This window comes from Novosphingobium rosa NBRC 15208, from assembly GCF_001598555.1.
In the GTDB taxonomy this organism is placed as follows: domain Bacteria; phylum Pseudomonadota; class Alphaproteobacteria; order Sphingomonadales; family Sphingomonadaceae; genus Novosphingobium; species Novosphingobium rosa.
Genome location: NZ_BCZE01000006.1, coordinates 1 through 17,832 on the forward strand (window position 1 = coordinate 1; position 17,832 = coordinate 17,832).

Annotated in this window: 18 protein-coding genes; 11 read left to right on the forward strand and 7 right to left on the reverse strand. The window is 65.9% G+C overall.

All coding sequences use genetic code 11. The features are described 5' to 3' along the window. The 4 genes from SR3_RS02565 to SR3_RS02580 all read left to right on the forward strand — a co-directional run. The coding region (locus SR3_RS02565) for a DUF3237 domain-containing protein (RefSeq protein ID WP_307558266.1) at window positions 1–543 on the forward strand (543 nt) is incomplete at its 5' end. A 79-nt stretch (window positions 544–622) separates the two neighbouring features. After that, window positions 623–1,459 (forward strand): p-hydroxycinnamoyl CoA hydratase/lyase, encoded by an 837-nt coding sequence (locus SR3_RS02570; protein WP_068080363.1) that lies wholly within the window; start codon window positions 623–625, stop codon window positions 1,457–1,459. Between the two features lie 146 nt (window positions 1,460–1,605). Then, the gene (locus SR3_RS02575; protein ID WP_068080365.1) at window positions 1,606–3,714 is read left to right on the forward strand and encodes an acetate--CoA ligase family protein; all 2,109 of its coding nucleotides are present in this window, start codon (window positions 1,606–1,608) and stop codon (window positions 3,712–3,714) included. A gap of 37 nt (window positions 3,715–3,751) precedes the next feature. Then, on the forward strand, window positions 3,752–5,080 hold the full coding sequence (locus tag SR3_RS02580; RefSeq protein WP_407668135.1) for an MFS transporter: 1,329 nt from the start codon (window positions 3,752–3,754) through the stop codon (window positions 5,078–5,080). A 59-nt stretch (window positions 5,081–5,139) separates the two neighbouring features. On the opposite strand, the gene SR3_RS02585 is transcribed toward SR3_RS02580, so the two are convergent. After that, window positions 5,140–5,556: a winged helix-turn-helix transcriptional regulator gene (locus SR3_RS02585; protein WP_068080369.1), complete on the reverse strand. Its 417-nt coding sequence runs from the start codon at window positions 5,554–5,556 to the stop codon at window positions 5,140–5,142. 52 nt (window positions 5,557–5,608) lie between these two features. Between SR3_RS02585 and SR3_RS02590 the strand changes: the two genes are divergently transcribed. After that, window positions 5,609–6,217: an NAD(P)-dependent oxidoreductase gene (locus SR3_RS02590; RefSeq protein WP_068080370.1), complete on the forward strand. Its 609-nt coding sequence runs from the start codon at window positions 5,609–5,611 to the stop codon at window positions 6,215–6,217. A 16-nt stretch (window positions 6,218–6,233) separates the two neighbouring features. Here SR3_RS02590 and SR3_RS02595 read toward each other — a convergent pair whose 3' ends face one another. Then, window positions 6,234–7,040 carry a SapC family protein gene (locus tag SR3_RS02595; protein WP_068080373.1) on the reverse strand — a complete coding sequence of 269 codons (807 nt, stop codon included), beginning with the start codon at window positions 7,038–7,040 and terminating at the stop codon, window positions 6,234–6,236. 147 nt (window positions 7,041–7,187) lie between these two features. Here SR3_RS02595 and SR3_RS31075 point away from each other — a divergent pair, with 147 nt between their 5' ends. After that, complete coding sequence (locus tag SR3_RS31075) at window positions 7,188–7,430, forward strand: hypothetical protein (RefSeq protein WP_157098591.1); 243 nt, start codon at window positions 7,188–7,190, stop codon at window positions 7,428–7,430. 113 nt (window positions 7,431–7,543) lie between these two features. On the opposite strand, the gene SR3_RS02600 is transcribed toward SR3_RS31075, so the two are convergent. Beyond that, the gene (locus SR3_RS02600) at window positions 7,544–8,893 is read right to left on the reverse strand and encodes an amino acid permease (protein WP_068080375.1); all 1,350 of its coding nucleotides are present in this window, start codon (window positions 8,891–8,893) and stop codon (window positions 7,544–7,546) included. A gap of 300 nt (window positions 8,894–9,193) precedes the next feature. Between SR3_RS02600 and SR3_RS02605 the strand changes: the two genes are divergently transcribed. After that, entirely contained in the window at window positions 9,194–9,457 is a 264-nt protein-coding gene (locus SR3_RS02605; protein WP_068080377.1) for a hypothetical protein, read from the forward strand. Between the two features lie 62 nt (window positions 9,458–9,519). Further along, a complete protein-coding gene (locus SR3_RS02610; protein ID WP_068080379.1) occupies window positions 9,520–10,407 on the forward strand; it encodes a bestrophin family protein in 888 nt (295 codons plus the stop codon). Between the two features lie 4 nt (window positions 10,408–10,411). On the opposite strand, the gene SR3_RS02615 is transcribed toward SR3_RS02610, so the two are convergent. Then, a complete protein-coding gene (locus SR3_RS02615) occupies window positions 10,412–10,846 on the reverse strand; it encodes a DUF1810 domain-containing protein (RefSeq protein ID WP_068080381.1) in 435 nt (144 codons plus the stop codon). Between the two features lie 5 nt (window positions 10,847–10,851). Beyond that, window positions 10,852–11,208 (reverse strand): hypothetical protein, encoded by a 357-nt coding sequence (locus tag SR3_RS02620; RefSeq protein WP_068080383.1) that lies wholly within the window; start codon window positions 11,206–11,208, stop codon window positions 10,852–10,854. A 729-nt stretch (window positions 11,209–11,937) separates the two neighbouring features. Here SR3_RS02620 and SR3_RS02625 point away from each other — a divergent pair. Then, entirely contained in the window at window positions 11,938–12,726 is a 789-nt protein-coding gene (locus tag SR3_RS02625; RefSeq protein ID WP_068080385.1) for a helix-turn-helix transcriptional regulator, read from the forward strand. 254 nt (window positions 12,727–12,980) lie between these two features. Here SR3_RS02625 and SR3_RS02630 read toward each other — a convergent pair whose 3' ends face one another. Beyond that, window positions 12,981–15,203: a beta-glucosidase family protein gene (locus SR3_RS02630; protein ID WP_407668136.1), complete on the reverse strand. Its 2,223-nt coding sequence runs from the start codon at window positions 15,201–15,203 to the stop codon at window positions 12,981–12,983. A gap of 131 nt (window positions 15,204–15,334) precedes the next feature. Beyond that, entirely contained in the window at window positions 15,335–15,979 is a 645-nt protein-coding gene (locus SR3_RS02635) for a TetR/AcrR family transcriptional regulator (RefSeq protein ID WP_169805544.1), read from the reverse strand. Between the two features lie 118 nt (window positions 15,980–16,097). Here SR3_RS02635 and SR3_RS02640 point away from each other — a divergent pair, with 118 nt between their 5' ends. Then, entirely contained in the window at window positions 16,098–17,009 is a 912-nt protein-coding gene (locus SR3_RS02640; RefSeq protein ID WP_068080391.1) for an aldo/keto reductase, read from the forward strand. Between the two features lie 228 nt (window positions 17,010–17,237). After that, window positions 17,238–17,825, forward strand: coding sequence for a DUF4142 domain-containing protein (locus SR3_RS02645; RefSeq protein ID WP_169805545.1), 588 nt, complete (start codon window positions 17,238–17,240; stop codon window positions 17,823–17,825). The last annotated feature ends 7 nt before the right edge of the window (window positions 17,826–17,832 follow it).

A 17,832-nucleotide genomic window follows, 5' to 3' on the forward strand; every position in this document is an offset into this window, starting at 1 on the left:
GCGGAGCGACAGGTGATGAACAAGACACTTCCCCTCGCCGCCGCCCTGCTGGCCTCCTCCGCTGCGGCGGGGGAGGCTGCCCCGCCCGCCGCCCCTCAGCTTGACTATGCCTTCAGCGCCAGCATCACGCTCGATCCGCCGCTGGAGATGGGCTCGGTCGATGGCGCGCGGCGGCGCTATATCGGCATCACCGGCGGCACGATCACCGGCCCCATGCTGCAGGGCACCGTCCTGCCCGGCGGCGGCGACTGGCAGAGCATCGAGCCCGATGGCCTGACGCATGTGGAGGCGCATTACGCGCTGAAAGCTGCGGATGGCACGGTGATCGAGATCAGCAATCCGGGCGTGCGCGTCGCCAGCCCCGAGGTCAGCGACAGGCTGGCGCGCGGCGAGGAGGTCGATCCATCGGCCTATTATTTCCGCACCACGCCGCGCTTCACCGTCAAGCCCGGGCCGCATGACTGGCTGACGCGCCATGCCTTTGTCGCGCGTGGCATCCGCCTGCCGCATGAGGTGCGGATCGACGTGTTCGTGGTGCGGTAAAGCGCCACATTATCGCTATTGACTATAGCATCATGATTGATATCAATCATAGCATTCATAAGCATCACGGAGAGTCCCCATGACCGAACGCACCGAAGAAGAGACCGTCTCGCTGGTGGTTGAAAACCGCATCGCCTGGGTGTCCTACAACCGCCCCGAAAAGCGCAATTGCATGAGCCCCAAGCTCAACCGCCAGATGATGCGCGTTCTGGAAAGCGTGGAATTCCGCGAGGATGTGGGCGTGGTGGTGCTGACGGGCGAAGGCTCGGCGTTCAGCGCAGGCATGGATCTGAAAGAGTATTTCCGCGAGAATGAGGAAAAGGGCCTTGGCGCCACCCGCGCCGCCCAGCGTGAGGCCTATGGCTGGTGGGAACGCCTGCGCTGGCTGGAAAAGCCCACCATCGCCATGGTCAATGGCTGGTGCTTTGGCGGCGCCTATGGTCCGCTCTTCGCCTGCGATCTGGCGGTGGCGGCGGAAGACGCGCAGTTCGGCCTGTCCGAGATCAACTGGGGCATCCTGCCCGGCGGCGGCGCCAGCAAGGTGATCGCCGAGCTGACCGGTTTCCGCAACGCCATGTATCACGCCATGATGGGCGAGAATGTCGATGGCAAGAAGGCCGCCGAATGGGGTTTGGTCAATGAGGCCGTGCCCGGCGACAAGCTCAAGGCCCGTGTCACCGAAATGGCCAATGTGCTGCTGGGCAAGAACCCGCATGCCCTGCGCGCCACCAAATGGGCCGTGCGCCGCGTGCGCGAGATGACCTATGACAATGCCGAGGATTATCTGATCCGCACGCAGGAAGCGGCCAATTACTTCGACAGCGAGGGCCGCAAGGAAGCCACCCGCCAGTTCATCGACGACAAGACCTTCAAGCCCGGTCTTGGCGCTTACGATCTGAACAAGACGCGCGACTGAGACTGACCCCGGAGCGCATCCGCCGGAACGCGGATGCGCTTTGGCATCGACGAAGATTGCGCCGCCTCGCCGGAGCGACACAGGTTTCACCGTGCCTCCCGAAAACCGGGAAAGAAGCTCGGGAAGGCGGCCATGGGAGAGTTTGGATGAGCAAGACCTATCCCGATCGGGAGCATATCGCCCGCCTGCTTTGCCCGGCCAGCGTGGCCGTGGTGGGGGCCAGCGACAAGCCGGGAGCGCTGGGCGCCAGCGTGCTGGGCAATCTGCTGCGCAACGGTTTTGCGGGCACGATTTACCCCGTGAACCCCAATCGCCAAACAATCGGCGACCTGCCCTGCCTCCCTTCCGTCGATGCCCTGCCCGAGGGCGTGGATGTGGCGGTGCTGGCCATCCCTCAGGCCTTCGTGCTGGACACGGTGCGCGGGCTTGCCGCGCGCAAGGTGGGCGCGGCGATCATCTTCTCGGCAGGCTTTGCCGAGGGCGGTCCGGAAGGCCTGGCCCAGCAGGCCGAGATCGCCCGCATCGGTCGCGAAAGCGGCATGGTGATCGAGGGGCCCAACTGCCTCGGCCTCGTCAACCATGTGAACAATGCCGCGCTGACCTTCGTGGAAACCGCCATCACGCCGCCGCAGGGCAAGGCGCTGGCGGTGGTCTCGCAATCGGGCGCGATGGCCGCCGTGCTGTGCACCACCATGCTGGCGCGGCAGGTGCCGGTGTCCTACTCGGTCTCCACCGGCAATGAGGCGGCCAGCGGGGTCGAGCATTACATCGACTGGCTGGTGGAGGATCCGCACACGCAGGTCGTGGCGATGATCGTCGAGCAGTTCCGCGCGCCCGCCGCCTTCCTTGCCGCCGCCCGCGCGATCCATGCCGCCGGCAAGCGCATCGTGCTGCTGCACCCCGGCAAATCCAGCGCGGCGCGGGAATCCGCCGCCACCCACACCGGCGCCATGGCGGGCGACTACGCCCTGATGCGCGCCAAGGTGGAGCGCGCCGGCGTGATCTTCGCCGAAACGCTGGAAGAGCTGGGCGACATCGCCGAAATTCTCCTGCGCAGCCCCGCGCTGACCGCCCGCGATGTCGCGGTGCTGGGCGAGAGCGGCGCCTTCAAGGCCCTCACCCTCGATCTGGCCGAGGAGCTGGGCCTGCCCCTCGCCCCGCTGCATGATGAGGACAGCCCGGCCCTGCGCGCGGCGCTGCCGGTCTTCGTGCCGGTGTCGAACCCGCTTGACATCACGGCGCAGGGCCTGTCGCAGCCCGCGATCTACACCGAAACGCTCAAGGCGCTGCTGACGGATGATCGCATCGGCGCGGTGGTCGCCGGGATCATTCAGGGCGATCCGGTCACCGCCAAGATCAAGGTGCCCGCGATCCTCCCCGCGCTGGAGGGCGCCGCCAAGCCGGTGATCTTCGCCGGGCTGGATGAAGGCGCTGACATCCCCGCGCAGTATATCGCGGATCTGCGCGCCGCAGGGGCCACCTATTTCCCCAGCACCGAGCGCGCCCTGCGCGCCCTTACCCGCATTGGCCTTGCCGCCACCCGCGATCTGGCCGATCACACCCCCGCCCCCTTCGCCATCCCCGCGCTGGAGGATGAGGCTGGCGTGATCCCCGAATACCGCTCCAAGGCGCTGCTGGCCCCCCTGGGCCTCGCCTTCCCGCGCGGTGGTTTCGCGGCCAGTGCGGAGGAGGCCGTCAAGGCCGCCCAGACCGCCGGTTACCCGGTGGCCATGAAGGCGCAGGCCGCCGCGCTCAGCCACAAGAGCGATGCGGGCGGCGTGATCCTCAACCTGCCCGACGATGCCGCCGTGCGCGCCGCCTGGGAGCGTATTCACGCCAATGTCTCCGCCTATGATGCGGGCATCGCGCTGGATGGCGTGCTGATCGAGACGATGGGCGCGCGTGGTCTGGAAATGATCGTGGGCGCCAAGAACGATCCCGACTGGGGCCCGGTGGTGCTGGCAGGCTTCGGCGGCGTGACGGCGGAAATCCTGAAGGATGTCGCCCTCATCACCCCCGACCTTGGCGAGGAGCAGATCGTCGCCGCGTTGATGGGGCTGAAGAACGCGCCCTTGCTCGCGGGATGGCGCGGCGCTCCGGCGCTGGATGTTCGGGCGTTGGCCGGTCTGATCCGTCAGGTGGCCGCGGTGCTGGTCGCCAATCCGCGCCTGCTGGAGCTGGACCTCAACCCGGTGATCCTGCGGCCCGCAGGCGAAGGCCTGTTGGCACTGGATGCGCTGATGCTGATCGGCTAGAGGAACGTAACGGGTGGTGCATAAGACCGGAGAGAGCATGATGAATGAGCAGAATGGCGCGGACCCGCGCCAGATGATGGCCCGCCAGCCGATGGGCTGGCAACAGGTTCTGGCCATCGCGATCTGCGTTGCGCTCAATGCTCTCGACGGTTTCGATGTGCTCTCGATCAGCTTTGCCTCGCCGGGCATCGCGAAGGAATGGGCGATCGATCGCGCCGCCCTGGGTCTGGTGCTGTCCTTCGAGCTGATCGGCATGGCGCTGGGCTCGATCCTGCTGGGCCAGCTGGCCGACAGGATCGGGCGGCGCGCCACGGTGCTGGGTTGCCTGTGCCTGATGGTGCTGGGCATGGGCGCCACGGCCTTCGTCCATTCGATCCCCGAGCTGGCCGTCACCCGCGTGGCCACCGGCCTTGGCATCGGCGGCATGCTGGCCGTGACCAATGCTCTGGTGGCCGAATACGCCAATGACCGCTGGCGCAGCGCCGCTGTCGTGGTGATGGCGGCGGGCTATCCGATGGGGGCCATTGCGGGCGGCTCGATTGCCAGCGCCATGCTGGCCAGCCACGGTTGGCGCGACGTGTTCCTGCTGGGCATGGGCATGACTCTGGCGCTGCTGCCCTTCGTCGCCATCTTCCTGCCCGAGCCCGTCAGCGCCGTGCTGCTGCGCCGCGATGCGGGCACGCTCGCGCGGCTCAACCATTCGCTGCGCAAGCTGGGGCATGGCGCCGTCTCGGCCCTGCCGCCGCAGACCGAAGCCCCGCGCAAGACCACGCTGGCCGATCTCTTCGCGCCCGATCTGCGCCGCCTGACGGTGATGCTCACCATCGCCTATTTCATGCATATCCTCACCTTCTACTTCATCATCAAATGGGTGCCCAAGGTGGTTTCGGATATGGGGTTCACGCCCTCGGCGGCGGGCGGGGTGCTGGTCTGGGCCAATGTCGGCGGGTTGCTGGGCGGGCTGGTGTTCGCCGGGCTCAGCAGCGCCCTGCCGCTGCGCAAGCTGATCGTGGGCGCGATGCTGGCCTCGGTGGTGACGGTGACATGGTTCGGCCAGCCGCATGACGGGCTGCATGCGCTGGCATGGGCTGCGGCCATTGGCGGCTTCTGCACGAATGCCGGCGTGGTGGGGCTTTATGCGCTGGTCGCCTCATCCTTCCCCACGGCCAGTCGCGCGGGCGGCACCGGCTTCGTCATCGGCGTGGGGCGCGGCGGCGCGGCGCTGGGCCCGGTGATCGGCGGACTGCTGTTTCAGGCAGGCTTCACCCTGCCGCTGGTGGCCGCGATCATGGCCTGCGGCGCGCTGATCGCGGCTTTCGCGCTGACGGTCGGCCCGCGTGGGGCCGCCGATCCTCTGCCTGCCTAGAGTTTTGTTGTCGCATCGTTTTTTGTGAAAAACCGGTTCCCACTTTTTCACACGATGCTCTAGATCTCCTCCAGCCGCCTTGCGTCATAGCGCCGCTGATTGGCGCCGACCGTGGCCATGCGCGTTTCGGCCCAGTCGATCAGAAAGCCCAGCGCGTCGAGCAATTCGCGCCCCAGCGGCGTGAGCGTATAGGTCACGCTGACGGGCACGGTGGGCTCGGCATGGCGGGTGACCAGACCATCCCTTTCCAGCGAGCGCAGGGTCTGGCTCAGCATCTTTTGCGAGATGCCGTCCACCGCCCGTTTCAGCACGCTGAAGCGCTGCGGGCCATCGCCCAGCAAGCGCAGGATCAGCACGCTCCATGTGTCGCCGATGCGGTCCAGCAATTTGCGCGTGGGGCAGTCACGCGCGAAGACATTCCCGCGAGGCGTGGTTTCTTCGGGGTGACCAGGTGAGAAAAAAGTGCCGTCTTGCATGGATCGTTTCCATAGCACACCTGGTTACCAGAAGAAACCACAGGAGGTCTTTATGAAGGTAACTGTTCTGGGCGCCAGCGGCCGCGCCGGGTCCGAAATCACGAAAGAGCTGGCCAGCCGGGGCCATCAGGTCACCGCTATCGCCCGCAAGCCCGAGGCGATTCCCGCCGCGGAAGGCGTCACGCCCAGGCAGGGCGATGCCAGCGATCCCGCAGCTTTGGCCGGGCTGATCGCGGGCAGCGATGCGGTGATCAGCGCGCTGCATTTCGATGTGTCCGCCGCCAGCCTGCTGGGCGCCTTGAAGCAGGCAGGCGTGCCGCGTTTGCTGGTCACGGGCGGCGCGGCCAGCCTGACCCTGCCTGACGGCAGCCGCGTGATCGACTCGCCCGATTTTCCCGAGGAATGGAAAGTCCCGGCTCAGGGCGGCATCGCCTTCCTTGAGGCGCTGAAGGGCGAGACCGAGGTCGACTGGACCTTCTTCTCCCCCGCCGCGCTGATCTTCGAAGGCCCGCGCACCGGCGCCTATCGCGCGGGTGGCGATCAGCTGGTGGTGGATGCCAATGGTGACAGCAAGATAAGCTTTGCCGATTACGCCATCGCCATGGTCGACGAGCTGGAGCAGCACAAGCACGGAAACGCGCGCTTCACCGCCGCTTACTGACCCCGCAAGCGCTGCGTCAGGCGGTGGCGCGCGCCACCGCCGCCAAAGCCGCCCAGTTCTGCTGAGAGGCGATCTGGGCGTGCAGCGCAGGCAGCACCCCCGCCCGGCGCAGCATCAGAAAATCGGCGTCGGGAAGCGCTTCAAGCCGCTCGGGCGAGATGGAGAAATACTCCAGCAGCAGTTGTGGCGCGCTCGCCCCGGGCGGGGTGCGCGCCGCGGTCTTGGGCTCCAGCAGGTTGTAGGCTGCCAGCAGTTCAAGCACCAGAAGGCTGCGGGCCTGCCCGGCCTGATAGCTGTCGCAGAAACCCAGCGCCTGGCGGGTCAGCTCGGTGGGGGCAGCGCCATGGAACAGCGGTGCCGCGCCCGGCGTACCCAGCGGCGCCACCCGGCGCGAGGCATGGTCGATATAAAGCAGCGGCCCCGCCATCCCCTGCACCCGCACAAAGGCGAAGGGATAGCGGCGCAGATAGGCGGGCACATAGGCATCCGCGCGGTAGAAGCCGTTGCGGATAAACAGGTTGCGCTGAGGATCGAGGCCGGTGACGGCATAGGGCTGATGCGCCGTGCCGATAAAGACGATGGGGTAATCCAGCGCCGCGCGCTCGAACTCGTCGGCGGCCAGCGGGATCAGCGGGGCATGGGCGGCAAAGCTGTAATCCGCCGCATCGGCCAGCACGCCCACGCCGCCATGGGTGGCGCTGGTGACGGGATGCGGGTCGCCATACAGCGGCAGATTGACCCGGTAGGATGGTGCGGGCGGAGGCGCGGCTTGCGCTGCGACACCTTCCACCTGCGTGAAAACGCTCTGGTTGATATACGCCATCTTGCCTCTGCCATCTGATATGGAAATCCGGCCATCATCTTGCATGAAAGCCGGGTCAAGAAACCAAACAGCAATAGGGATAACACGGGCATATTGTACCGATCACGGTCAGTACCTATCCGCAAATAGCCCTATAATCAGGGCATAATGCGCGATTTATTCAGCCTCGTTCTTGACCAGAGCATCGGCAATCATGGCCGCCAGGCTTTCTTCCGCGCGCAGGCGGGCATTGTCATCCTTGCCGGCCAGATCATGGCGAATCCATTGAGGCAGCCGCTGCAGGACGGAGAGAATGAGGTGACCTTGTTCACTGTTCATTCCCTTTCTATGCTCGATCCGTCGCGGCTGCACAACCGATCTGCGACGAATGGTGCGATGATCTGTGGATGACCGCGCCTCCTCCCCCAGCCCGGGAAGGCCCTAAGGCTGATCGATCAGGAGCTTATCGCCAGGATCTGCGGCGCTTTCTCAGGAAGGCTCCCGCCATGCTGCATTGCGATGGATCAGGCCTTCGCACGCCCGCGCAGCAGGTGAATCGCTCCGCCCAGCACATTCCAGCACAGGCAGGCCACCAGAGTCTTGGTCGGCAGGCTGATGAAGAGATAGAGGCACCCGGCCACCGCCCCCGCCCCGACCATGATTCCCGCCGGAACGCGGAACGGGCGCGGCATATCGGGCGCGCGGCGGCGCAGCACGATCAGGCAGGTGCCCACAGCGGCAAAGGCGATCAGCGTTCCGGCATTGGCCAGCGCGGCGATCTCGGAAATCGGCAGGATGCCCGCCAGAATGGCGACGATCACGGCGGTCATCGTGGTCACCCGCACCGGCGTCCCGCGTGAGGACAGCTTGGCAAGCGAGGCCGGCAGGAAACCGTCGCGCGCCATGGCAAGGAAGATGCGGCTCTGGCCATAGAGGAAGCCCAGCAAAACAGTAGGCAGCGCGATCACCGCCGCAATGGCCACGATCCGCGCGATGGAGCCCTGCCCCATCTGGCGCAGAATCAGCGCGAGAGGCTCCGGGCTCTGGGCAAAGCTGGTGAAGGGCATGGCGCCGATGGCGGCGGCGGCCACCAGCACATAGACCAGCGTGCAGATCACCAGCGAACCGACGATGCCGATCACCAGATCGCGGCCCGGATTGCGGGTTTCCTCGGCCGCCGTGGAGATGGCGTCGAAGCCATAGAAGGCGAAGAAGATGATGGCGGCGGCGGCCATCACGCCGCGCTCGATGCCATCAGGGCTCATATGCTTGCTGAAGCCATAGGGCATGAAGGGCGTGAGATGGCTGGAATCGAAGGCGGGCAGCGCCACCGCCACGAACAGGCTGAGCGTCAGGATCTTGATGACCACCAGCACGGTGTTGATCCGCGCGCTTTCTTTCGTGCCGAAGGCCAGCAGCCCGGCCACCACGGCGATGATGAAGATGGCGGGCAGATTGACGATGCCGCCCAGTTCCGGCCCCATCGTCAGCGCCCTGGGGAAGCCCACCGCTTCCAGCAGCGGCGCGGCATAGCCCGACCAGCCCACCGCCACGGTGGAAACCACCAGCGAATATTCCAGAATCAGGCTCCACCCCACGATCCAGCCGACACTGCGGCCCAGCACCTTGTGACTGTAGCTGTAGGCGCTGCCCGCCATGGGCATCATCGCGGACAGCTCGGCATAGGCCAGAGCGGCGCAGGCGCAGATCGCCCCTGCGATGGCGAAAGACAGCAGCACCGCCGGGCCCGCGCGATCGGCGCCGACACCGATCAGCGTGAGGATGCCGGTGCCCACGATCGAGCCCACCCCCAGCGCCAGCAGATGAGGCCAGGACAGGGTTCTGGGCAGGGCGGCGGTTTCGGCAGAGGCCATGGAAGCTTTCTCTCACGGTGGCGCGGCGCGCGGGCAGGCACCCTGCGCGCGGAACGGCGGATCAGGCGGCATAGCGGCAAATTGCGGCGTCGAACAAGGCATCTCGCGCCCCCATCCCCAGCCGAAAAGCGCCGCAATTGCGCCACATGCCGCACGACCCATCGCCCATACCGCACCGCACAACGATACGCTGCACTGCAGAAATTCTTTGTTACAAAACCAGAATTCTACGGAAACACCGCGCCACCATATTGATGTCGAACGCGTAGCCCCCCACGCGAACGCCACAGGAGATTCGCCATGACCCGTCCTCGCACCTTTCAGGCCGCCCGCCCTGATCCGCGCCAACAGGCCCCGACCGAGGCCAGCCTGCGGCTCAAGGGCACGATGGCCCTGCTCGGCGTCGGCCTGGCCATTCTGGCCTTCCTCGTCGCCATCGACCGGCCCCAGTGGTTCCATATCCGCCCGGCCACCGGCACCTCGCTGGCGCTTTCGCATGCGATGAAGGGCAAGCCGGCGGACAACAAGGGCCAGCAGCCGGCCAAGGCCGCCACGCACCCCTGATCCCCCCTTCTCTTTGAACGCACCCTTGATTTCCAGACCCACGCAGGACAGTCTGCCGACCCATGATCGTGATTTCCAAATCGAGCTACCAGACCATCGTCGGCGGCATCAAAGGGCCTTTGCTGCTGCTGTTCGTGTGGGATGTGATCGTCACCGTCACCTATTACCACTTTCCCTTTCAGGCGCCGGGCCTGCCGCTGACCCTCTTCGGCAGCGTGCTGGCGCTGATTCTGGGTTTCCGCAGCACATCGGCCTATCAGCGCTGGTGGGAAGGGCGCGGGCTGTGGGGGCTGATGATCAACGCCAACCGCAATCTGGCGCGCGCCGCCGGTAACTTCCTGCCCGATGGCGGCGCCATCAGCTTGCGGCGCGCCATCGTGCTGCGCCAGATCGCCTATGTGAACGCGCTGCGCTGCCAGTTGCGCCGCCTGCCGCTCGACAAGGCGCTGCTGCCCGACCTGTCTCCCGGTGAGGCCGAGGTCGCGCTGACCCGTGCCAATGTCGCCAATGCCGTGCTGGACGGCACCGGACGGCTGATCGCCGAGGCGAAAGAACAAGGCCTGATCGACACCATCCAGCAAACCCATATGGAAGGCATTCTGGTCGATATGGCCAATGCGCAGGGCGGGATGGAAAGGCTGAAGAACACCCCCCTGCCCGCGCAGTTCCGGGTGTTTCCCAAGCTGTTCACCCATCTGTTCTGCCTGCTGCTGCCCTTCGGCCTGGTCGAGGCGCTGGGCGTGGCCACGCCGCTGGGCTCGACGGTGGCGGGCACGATGTTTCTGGCGGTTCTGGCCATCGGCGACGATCTGGTCGATCCCTTCGCCAACACCATCCACGATCTGCCGCTGGAGGCCATGTGCCGCACCATCGAGATCGATCTGACGCAAGGCCTGGGCGATGCCGCGCCCGCTCCGGTCACGCCCGATGACGCCGGGGTTCTGTGGTAAGACTTCAGGGCCGCGCTGCCGCCTGTTCCAGCAGGCAGAGCGTGGCCGGGTCTTCATCGCCGAACCAGTCCGTCAGCGCGGCGGTGATCGCGGGATCGGCGCTCGCCCGCGCGAACAACGTCAGCGACGAGCGCAGCTTGAGCGCATCGACCGGGCCGAACAGATCTTGCGCATCCTTGCGTTTCAGCGCCTGAAGCGCCGCCACACAGGCTTGATAGCGCGGCCCCAGCAGAGGATGGGCCAGATAGGCGCGGGCCTCGGCCAGGGAGGCGATGGCATAGCGCCGCGCCATGGCACTGTGGCCTAAACCGGCCAGTTGGGGGAAGATAAACCACATCCAGTGGCCGCGCTTGGCTTCCTGCCGGATCTCGGCAAGGGCCTGATCATGGGCCGCCTCCTGCGCCGCGACGAAGCGGTCCAGCGCGGAGGCGTCACCCATGCCGTTCAGTGGCGCCGCGTTGCCTGGCGATGACGGGACAGATGGGGGCGGGGCATGCGGGGGCGAAGCACGCGGGCCCGTGTGATCTCCACGGTTTCCTTCTTCACCGAGCGGTCCAGCACGACGAAGGAAAGCAGCGCGGCGCCCACCACGGTGAAGACGGAGACCATCCGCACAAACAGGCTCTGCTCCAGCGGGCTGACCAGCAGAACGCAGACCCCAACCGCCAGCATCACCAGCGCAGCCCAGGGCCGGTGCAGCCTGTCAGCCGCCATCCAGGCCAGCGTACACAGCAGGCCCGAGACCAGCAGACTGCCGATCATCAGCGCCGCGCCATCGGCAAAAATCGCGATCATACCCATAGCAACCTCTTTTCAAGCATCCTCTCCGGCATGCCAATCTCTGTCGTTGGTCTTTGCCCGATGCTGAATGAAATACATATCGCATCGCGATGTTCCTTGCGAGTCCTTCCTCCCACCCCGTTGAGGGCTCGGTTGATGGAAAAGGAAAATTTTCACGCGCCGATGGAACAACTTACGAAACGGAAATTTTTCAGCAAAAATTTCGCAGTTGCGGGAACCCATTTTGAACAAGACCGTTCACCCCTTGAAGACGCTGCGGCTTGCCCGAAGATGCCTTGACCCAAAAGGTTAAGATATCCTGAGAGGCCCTGCCGAGCATCATTTTGAGCGCCTGGGCTTGGTAACGCGGCTCAGGCGCTCAATTTATATGTGGATTCCGTGGGTTGAAGCGGCCACACTTAACCCGCTCCCCTCTCATCCTATCCTGCATTGCGATATAAGATACGATTTTACACGTATACTTAAGACAATATAAACCATCGCCCGCCACAAGGCCGCATCGGCGCTTCGGCTTTTCCGCATGGCTACCGCTTCCGGATATGCCGAGCGCCAACCCCTTCCAGACCGGGCCCTGCGCTGCACTGCAGCAGCCTCCATCGTCAGGCCGGCAGAAGCGAGCCATGGCGTGGATGACGCTTTTCAAGGGGTCTGCGACGAGTTCAACGCCGTCCTGACCCCGCCCGCGCCTCTCCCCTAGTCTCCCCCCTCCGCCTCCCCTATAGCGCCCGCATGAGGAGCGAAGAACAACGCCGCCTGCTGGGCCAATTCATCCGCTCGCACCGCGAGGCGCTCACGCCTGACATGCCCACCGCCCGCCGCCGCACCCCCGGCCTGCGCCGCGAGGAACTGGCCGCCCGCGCCGGGATCGGCGCCACCTGGTGTGCCTGGATCGAGCAGGGCCGCGATGTCAGCGTCTCGCCCGAGGCGCTGCGCCGCCTCGCCATGGCGCTGGCGCTCACTCCGGCGGAACGCGCCTACCTCTTCGAACTGGCCGGGCGCCGCGATCCCGACGCCCCCGCCCCCACGCCCGCCGCCGATGCGCCAGAGGCCCTGCACGCCATGGTCGACCTGATCGCCCACCCCGCCTACGGCCTCGACCGCCTGTGGAACGCCTGCTGCTGGAACGAGGCCGCACAGCAGCTTTTCGCGCCATGGCTGGAAGGCGACGGGCCGCATAATCTGCTGCGCTACGTCTTCACCCAGGACGCCGCCCGCGCCCTGATCCCCGACTGGGAAAACCGCGCCACCCGCCTGCTGGCCGAGTTCCGCGCCGACTATGGCCGCGCGCTGGACGATCCGCGCGCACTGGCGCTGGTGGAGCGTTTGAAAGCCGAGAGCCCGTTCTTTGCACAGGTGTGGGACCGCCAGGCGGTGGTCGCCCGGGAGGGCGGCTTGCGCGGTTTCGTGCATCCAGCGCAGGGGTTGATCGCCTATCGCCAGCATACGCTGCACCCTACCGAGCGCAGCGATTACAAGCTGGTGGTGTTGGTGCCTTCAGAAGGGCAGGAAGAAGGATAAGCAGGGGGTGTTACACCCCCTGCACCCCCATGACGTCTCCCGACGACAGGGCAATGGCATCCGATCGGTGTGCCCAACCTCTCCACCTGCGTGACGCAAAGCGCCGCAGGCAGCGAGATCCCGATCCATTCCAGCACTTTTAAAGCCTGCGGCGCCGCGAGCTTGCCCTAAGGTCGAACCCGATGCGCCACGCAGACAAGTCATGGGAGCGCGAGGGTGTAACACCCTCGCACTTATTCTTGTCTTCTGAACCCTTAATCCTTCCAGCGCGCCGCCTTGACCTTCACGCTCACAACAGGTCCAAGCGTTTCGGCATTCTCGCCCACGGCAAAACCATATTCGCCAGCAGGCACCGACCAGCCGCCGTCCTTCCAGTCGGCCAGCAAACGCTGATCGATGGTCACGGCCACATTCTGCGAAGCACCCGGCGCCAGTTCGACGCGCTGGAAGCCCACCAGACGGCGCAGCTTCTGCCCGTTGCGGCTGACCAGATAGACCTGACCCACCGTGGCGCCCGCGCGCTGGCCGGTGTTAGTCAGCGAGAAGCTGGCCTTATGCCCATCGGTCTTCAGAGCGCCGCCGGTGAAGCTGGTGTAGCTCAGGCCGAAGCCGAAGGGGAACAGCGGCTTGGCGTTCTGGCGGGCGAACCAGCGGTAACCCACGTCCGAACCCTCGATGTCGTAATCGACATGGAGCTGGGCGTCCTTGCTGGGGGCGTCGCCGGAGAAGTTGGGGTCGTACTGATCGTAGCCGTCGATCTTGGCGCGGGGCAGCTGGCTCTCGCTGGCCGGGAAGGTGATCGGCAGGCGGCCCGAGGGGTTGGTGTCACCGAACAGCACGCTGGCGATGGCCTCGCCGCCCCGCGCGCCGGGGAACCATGCCTCGACCACGGCGGCGGTCTTGTCGAGCCAGGGCATCAGCACGGGGTTGCCGGTTTCCAGCACGACGATGGTGTGCGGGTTGGCGGCCGCCACGGCCTCGATCAGCGCATCCTGCCCGCGCGGCAGGGTGAGATCGGCCTGATCGAGCCCTTCGGAGGCCCATTTGGTGGCGAAGACGATGGCCACATCGGCCTTCTTCGCCGCCGCGACGGCATCGGAGATGTAGGTGCCGGTGCGGAAGTTCACCTCGGCCTGAGGGGCCAGCGCCTTGATGGCATCGACCGGGGCCGAGCGGTGATACTGCTCGGCAATGAAGGAGGCCCAGGGGCCGGTGCCACCCAGCGGGATCACCGCGGCGGGGCCATCCTTGCCCTGCACCTGGCTGGAACCGGCGCCCGACAGCACGCCCGTATCGGCATAGCCGCCGATCACCGCGATATGCTGCGCCGTCTTGGCCAGCGGCAGGGCATTGCCCGTGTTGCGCAGCAGGACGATGCCCTGCTTGGCGGTTTCCAGCGAAACGGCGCTGTCCGCCTTGAAATCGATCGTGCCACCGGGGGTGGCGGGGTTCTTGTCGAGGCCGTTGTCGTAAATCGCCCAGAGGATGCGGCGGTTCATGTCGTCGAGGCGGGCGGCATAGGCCGGATCGCTCTTGGCGGCGGCGGCCAGCTTGTCGGCGAAGAAAATGCCCGGATCGAGCTGCTCGCCCGACTGCTGGTCGAGGCCCTTGAGCGCCGCATCCAGACCCGGCACCGCGCCCCAATCTGACATGACGAAGCCCTTGTAGCGCCAGTCCTTCTTCAGCACCGTGTTCAGCAGATAGTCGCTGGCGCAGGCCTGCTCGCCATGCACGCGGTTGTAAGAGCACATCACCGAGCCGGGGTTGCCGGTTTCGATGCCGATCTTGAAGGCCAGCAGGTCGCTTTCGCGCGCGGCGGCGTCGCTGATCTTCACATCGGCGAATTTGCGGCCCGTTTCCTGGCCATTCAAAGCGAAATGCTTGATGGTCGAGATGATATGGTTCGACTGGATGCCCTGAATGGCGCTGCCCACCAGCACGCCCGAGAGCAGCGGATCTTCCGAGAGATATTCGAAGGTGCGGCCATTGCGCGGATCACGCGTGAGGTTGGTGCCACCCGCCAGCAGGACGTTGAAGCCCTTGGCGCGCGCCTCGCCGCCGATCATCGCGCCGCCTTCGCGCAGGATCTGCGGATTCCAGCTGGCGGCCATGGCCACGCCGCTGGGCAGCGCGGTGGCGCCATCCTTGCGCAGGCCCATCACATAGGCGACGCCCAGCGAGGCATCGGTTTCCTTGAGCGCGGGCACGGAAAGGCGCTCGATCCCGGGGATGAAGCCCGCGCCAATGATCGCGCCCGGCGGCGGGGGCGGCGCATTGGGCACGATGGGCAGCGGCATGATGCCGTGGGTCAGCACGGTCTTCTCCTCGGGCGTCATCGCCTTGACCGTGGCCGCCGCGCGCTGCTGGGCATCGGTCCCCGCGGCGGGCGCGGCCTGCGCCATCCCGGCGCCAAAGGCGGCCACAGCCATCAGAGCCACGCCGATCCGGCCAGCCTGCACCATCCGCTTCTTTACCATGTGCCTGTTTTCCTTGTCTGAGGGCAGCCGGTCCGGGTCAGAAAGCACCCAAAGCAGACCGGCACACCTCTCCCTTCGTTGATCCCGGCGAAGAAATCATCCAGTTGGATGGTTTTGTCAACCAACCTTGCTCAAGCCTCGCTCTGGCGCAGCAAAAGAGCCAGGATGGCATCGGCATGGCGTTCGATCGCCGCCTCCTGCGTGAAGTCGTAATCCAGCGCGACCTGCGCCTCGCGAGCCAGCACGAAAGGCAATTGCGCCATGCCGACGATGGCATAGAGCAGCGATGCAGGCGGCACGCGGGGCAGAATTCCCTCCTGCATCAGCGCCTTGAGCTGAGGCATAAAACCGGCATGGTTCTGCTTCACGAATTCATCGATCATCCATTCCAGACGCGGGCCGCCACGGATGCTTTCCGCGATGGTGATGCGCGCATGCTCGGGATGCTGCGCACAATAGCGCGTGTAGCGGCGCATCTGCTGGCGGAAGCGCTCGACGGGATCGAGCGTGGCTTCGTAGAGATCCGGCGCATTCACCTGAGCGTCGATCAGGGCGAACATATCGCGCACCGCCTCGCGCCACAGGGCGTCCTTGGTGCCGAAATGATAGGTGATCATCGAATGGGTGACGCCGGCTTCCTGAGCGATCTCGCGGGTGCTGGCGCCGTCGAAGCCCTTCTCGGCGAAGGAGTCGCGGGCCTTTTGCAGAATGCGGGCGCGGGTTTCCTCGGCGCGGGGCTGGATCGGCGAACGGCGGGAGGGGCGCAAAGACGTCATGCGCGCGATCATCGCTGCATTCGCCGGGCGGAGCAAGGATCGTGTCGTATTCATGATTGCTGTCGCGCAAGACCCCGCTTATCGGCCAAGGGCATAGCCCCATAAAGGATGCCGCCCGATGAGCCTGCTGCCCCCGCCCCCTGCCTCGCGCCTGCTGGGCGACAGCGGCCTTGCCATCTCCCCCATCGCCTGGGGCATGTGGCGCCTGACCGAGGGCGGCGCCACGGCGGATCAGGCCGCGCGCCGCGTGCATGCCGCGCTCGACGCCGGGATCACCCTGCTCGACACGGCGGATATCTATGGCTTTGGCGATAGCGGCTTCGGCGCCGCCGAAAGCCTGCTGGGCGAGGTATTGCGCGCCGAGCCCGCCCTGCGCCAGCGCATGGTGCTGGCCACCAAGGGCGGCATCCGCCCGCCCCTGCCCTATGACCAGAGCCCGGACTATCTGGCGCAGGCCATCGATGCCTCGCTGCAACGTCTGGGCGTGGAGACCATCGATCTGTGGCAGGTCCACCGCCCCGACATCCTCGCCCATCCGCAGGAGGTGGCGCGCGCGCTGGACGATGCGGTCGCCGCGGGCAAGATCCGGGCGCTGGGTGTTTCGAACTTCACCGTGATGCAAACGGCGGCGCTCAACCATTTTCTGGGCAGGAAGCTGGTGGCCTCCCAGCCCGAGATCAGCCCGCTGCGCCTCGCCTGTTTCGAGAATGGCGAACTGGATCAGGCGATGATGCTGGGGCTGACCCCGCTGGCCTGGTCGCCGCTGGGCGGCGGGCGTCTGGCCGATCCGCAGAGCCCGCGCGACAAGGCCGTGGCCGCCGCACTGGATGCGGTGGCGCGGGATCAGGGCGTTTCGCGCATGGCGGCGGCCTATGGCTGGCTGATGGCGCATCCCGCGGGCATCGTGCCCATCGTCGGATCGCAGAATCCGGCGCGCATCGCGGAAGGCATGGAAGCGCTGAAAGTCCGGTGGAGCCGTCAGGACTGGTATGGCGTGCTGGTGGCGGCGCGCGGCGAAGCTTTGCCCTGATCGTCACCCGGGCGCTGGGCCACGGCGGCCACTGACCACCGCCTGCCCGCCAGAACCGATACAGGCCGGTTCAAAAAGAGCCGGACCATTTGGCCCTCACGCCCATTGAACCATCATGACCCCACGGTCTGCATGGCACCGGTCACCCTGCAGCATGCCATGCAGCATGGGCGCAGCATTGTGCCCTGCCCCGATGCCAGACATCCAGACAACCATGAGGAGAGAGTGATGAACAAATCCCTGATCCGGTTCACCTTGCCCGCCCTGCTGCCCGCGCTGGCGCTGGCGGCCTGCCAGAAGGCGCCCTCCACCTCCGATGCCGTCAGCAGCAGCGCCGCGCTCGACGATCCCGCAGCGGTCTCCAGTGAAAGCGCATCGGACACCGCACCCGTGACCGATGCCAAGACCTATCTGGAAAAGGCGGGCGCGGGCGACAAGTTCGAGATCGAATCCTCACGCGCGATCCTCAAGACCACCAAGAATGCCGAGATCGAGAATTTCGCCAAGATGATGATTTCCGCGCATACGGAATCCACGGAAAAGGTGAAGAAGGCGGCCATGGCGGCGGGCATCAAGGCGCCCGAACCCACGCTGACGCCCGAGCTGCAGCAGAAGCTGGACGCCATCAAGGCCGCCAAGGGCGAGGATGCCGACAAGCTCTATATCGAGGATCAGAAGGAAGGCCATCAGGCCGCCCTCGCCCTGCACAAGAGCTATGGCGCGGGTGGCGACACGCCTCAGCTGAAGGTGGTGGCCGACAACATCGTGCCCGTGGTGCGCGACCATATCACCATGCTGAACAAGCTGAGCATGTGAAACGGAA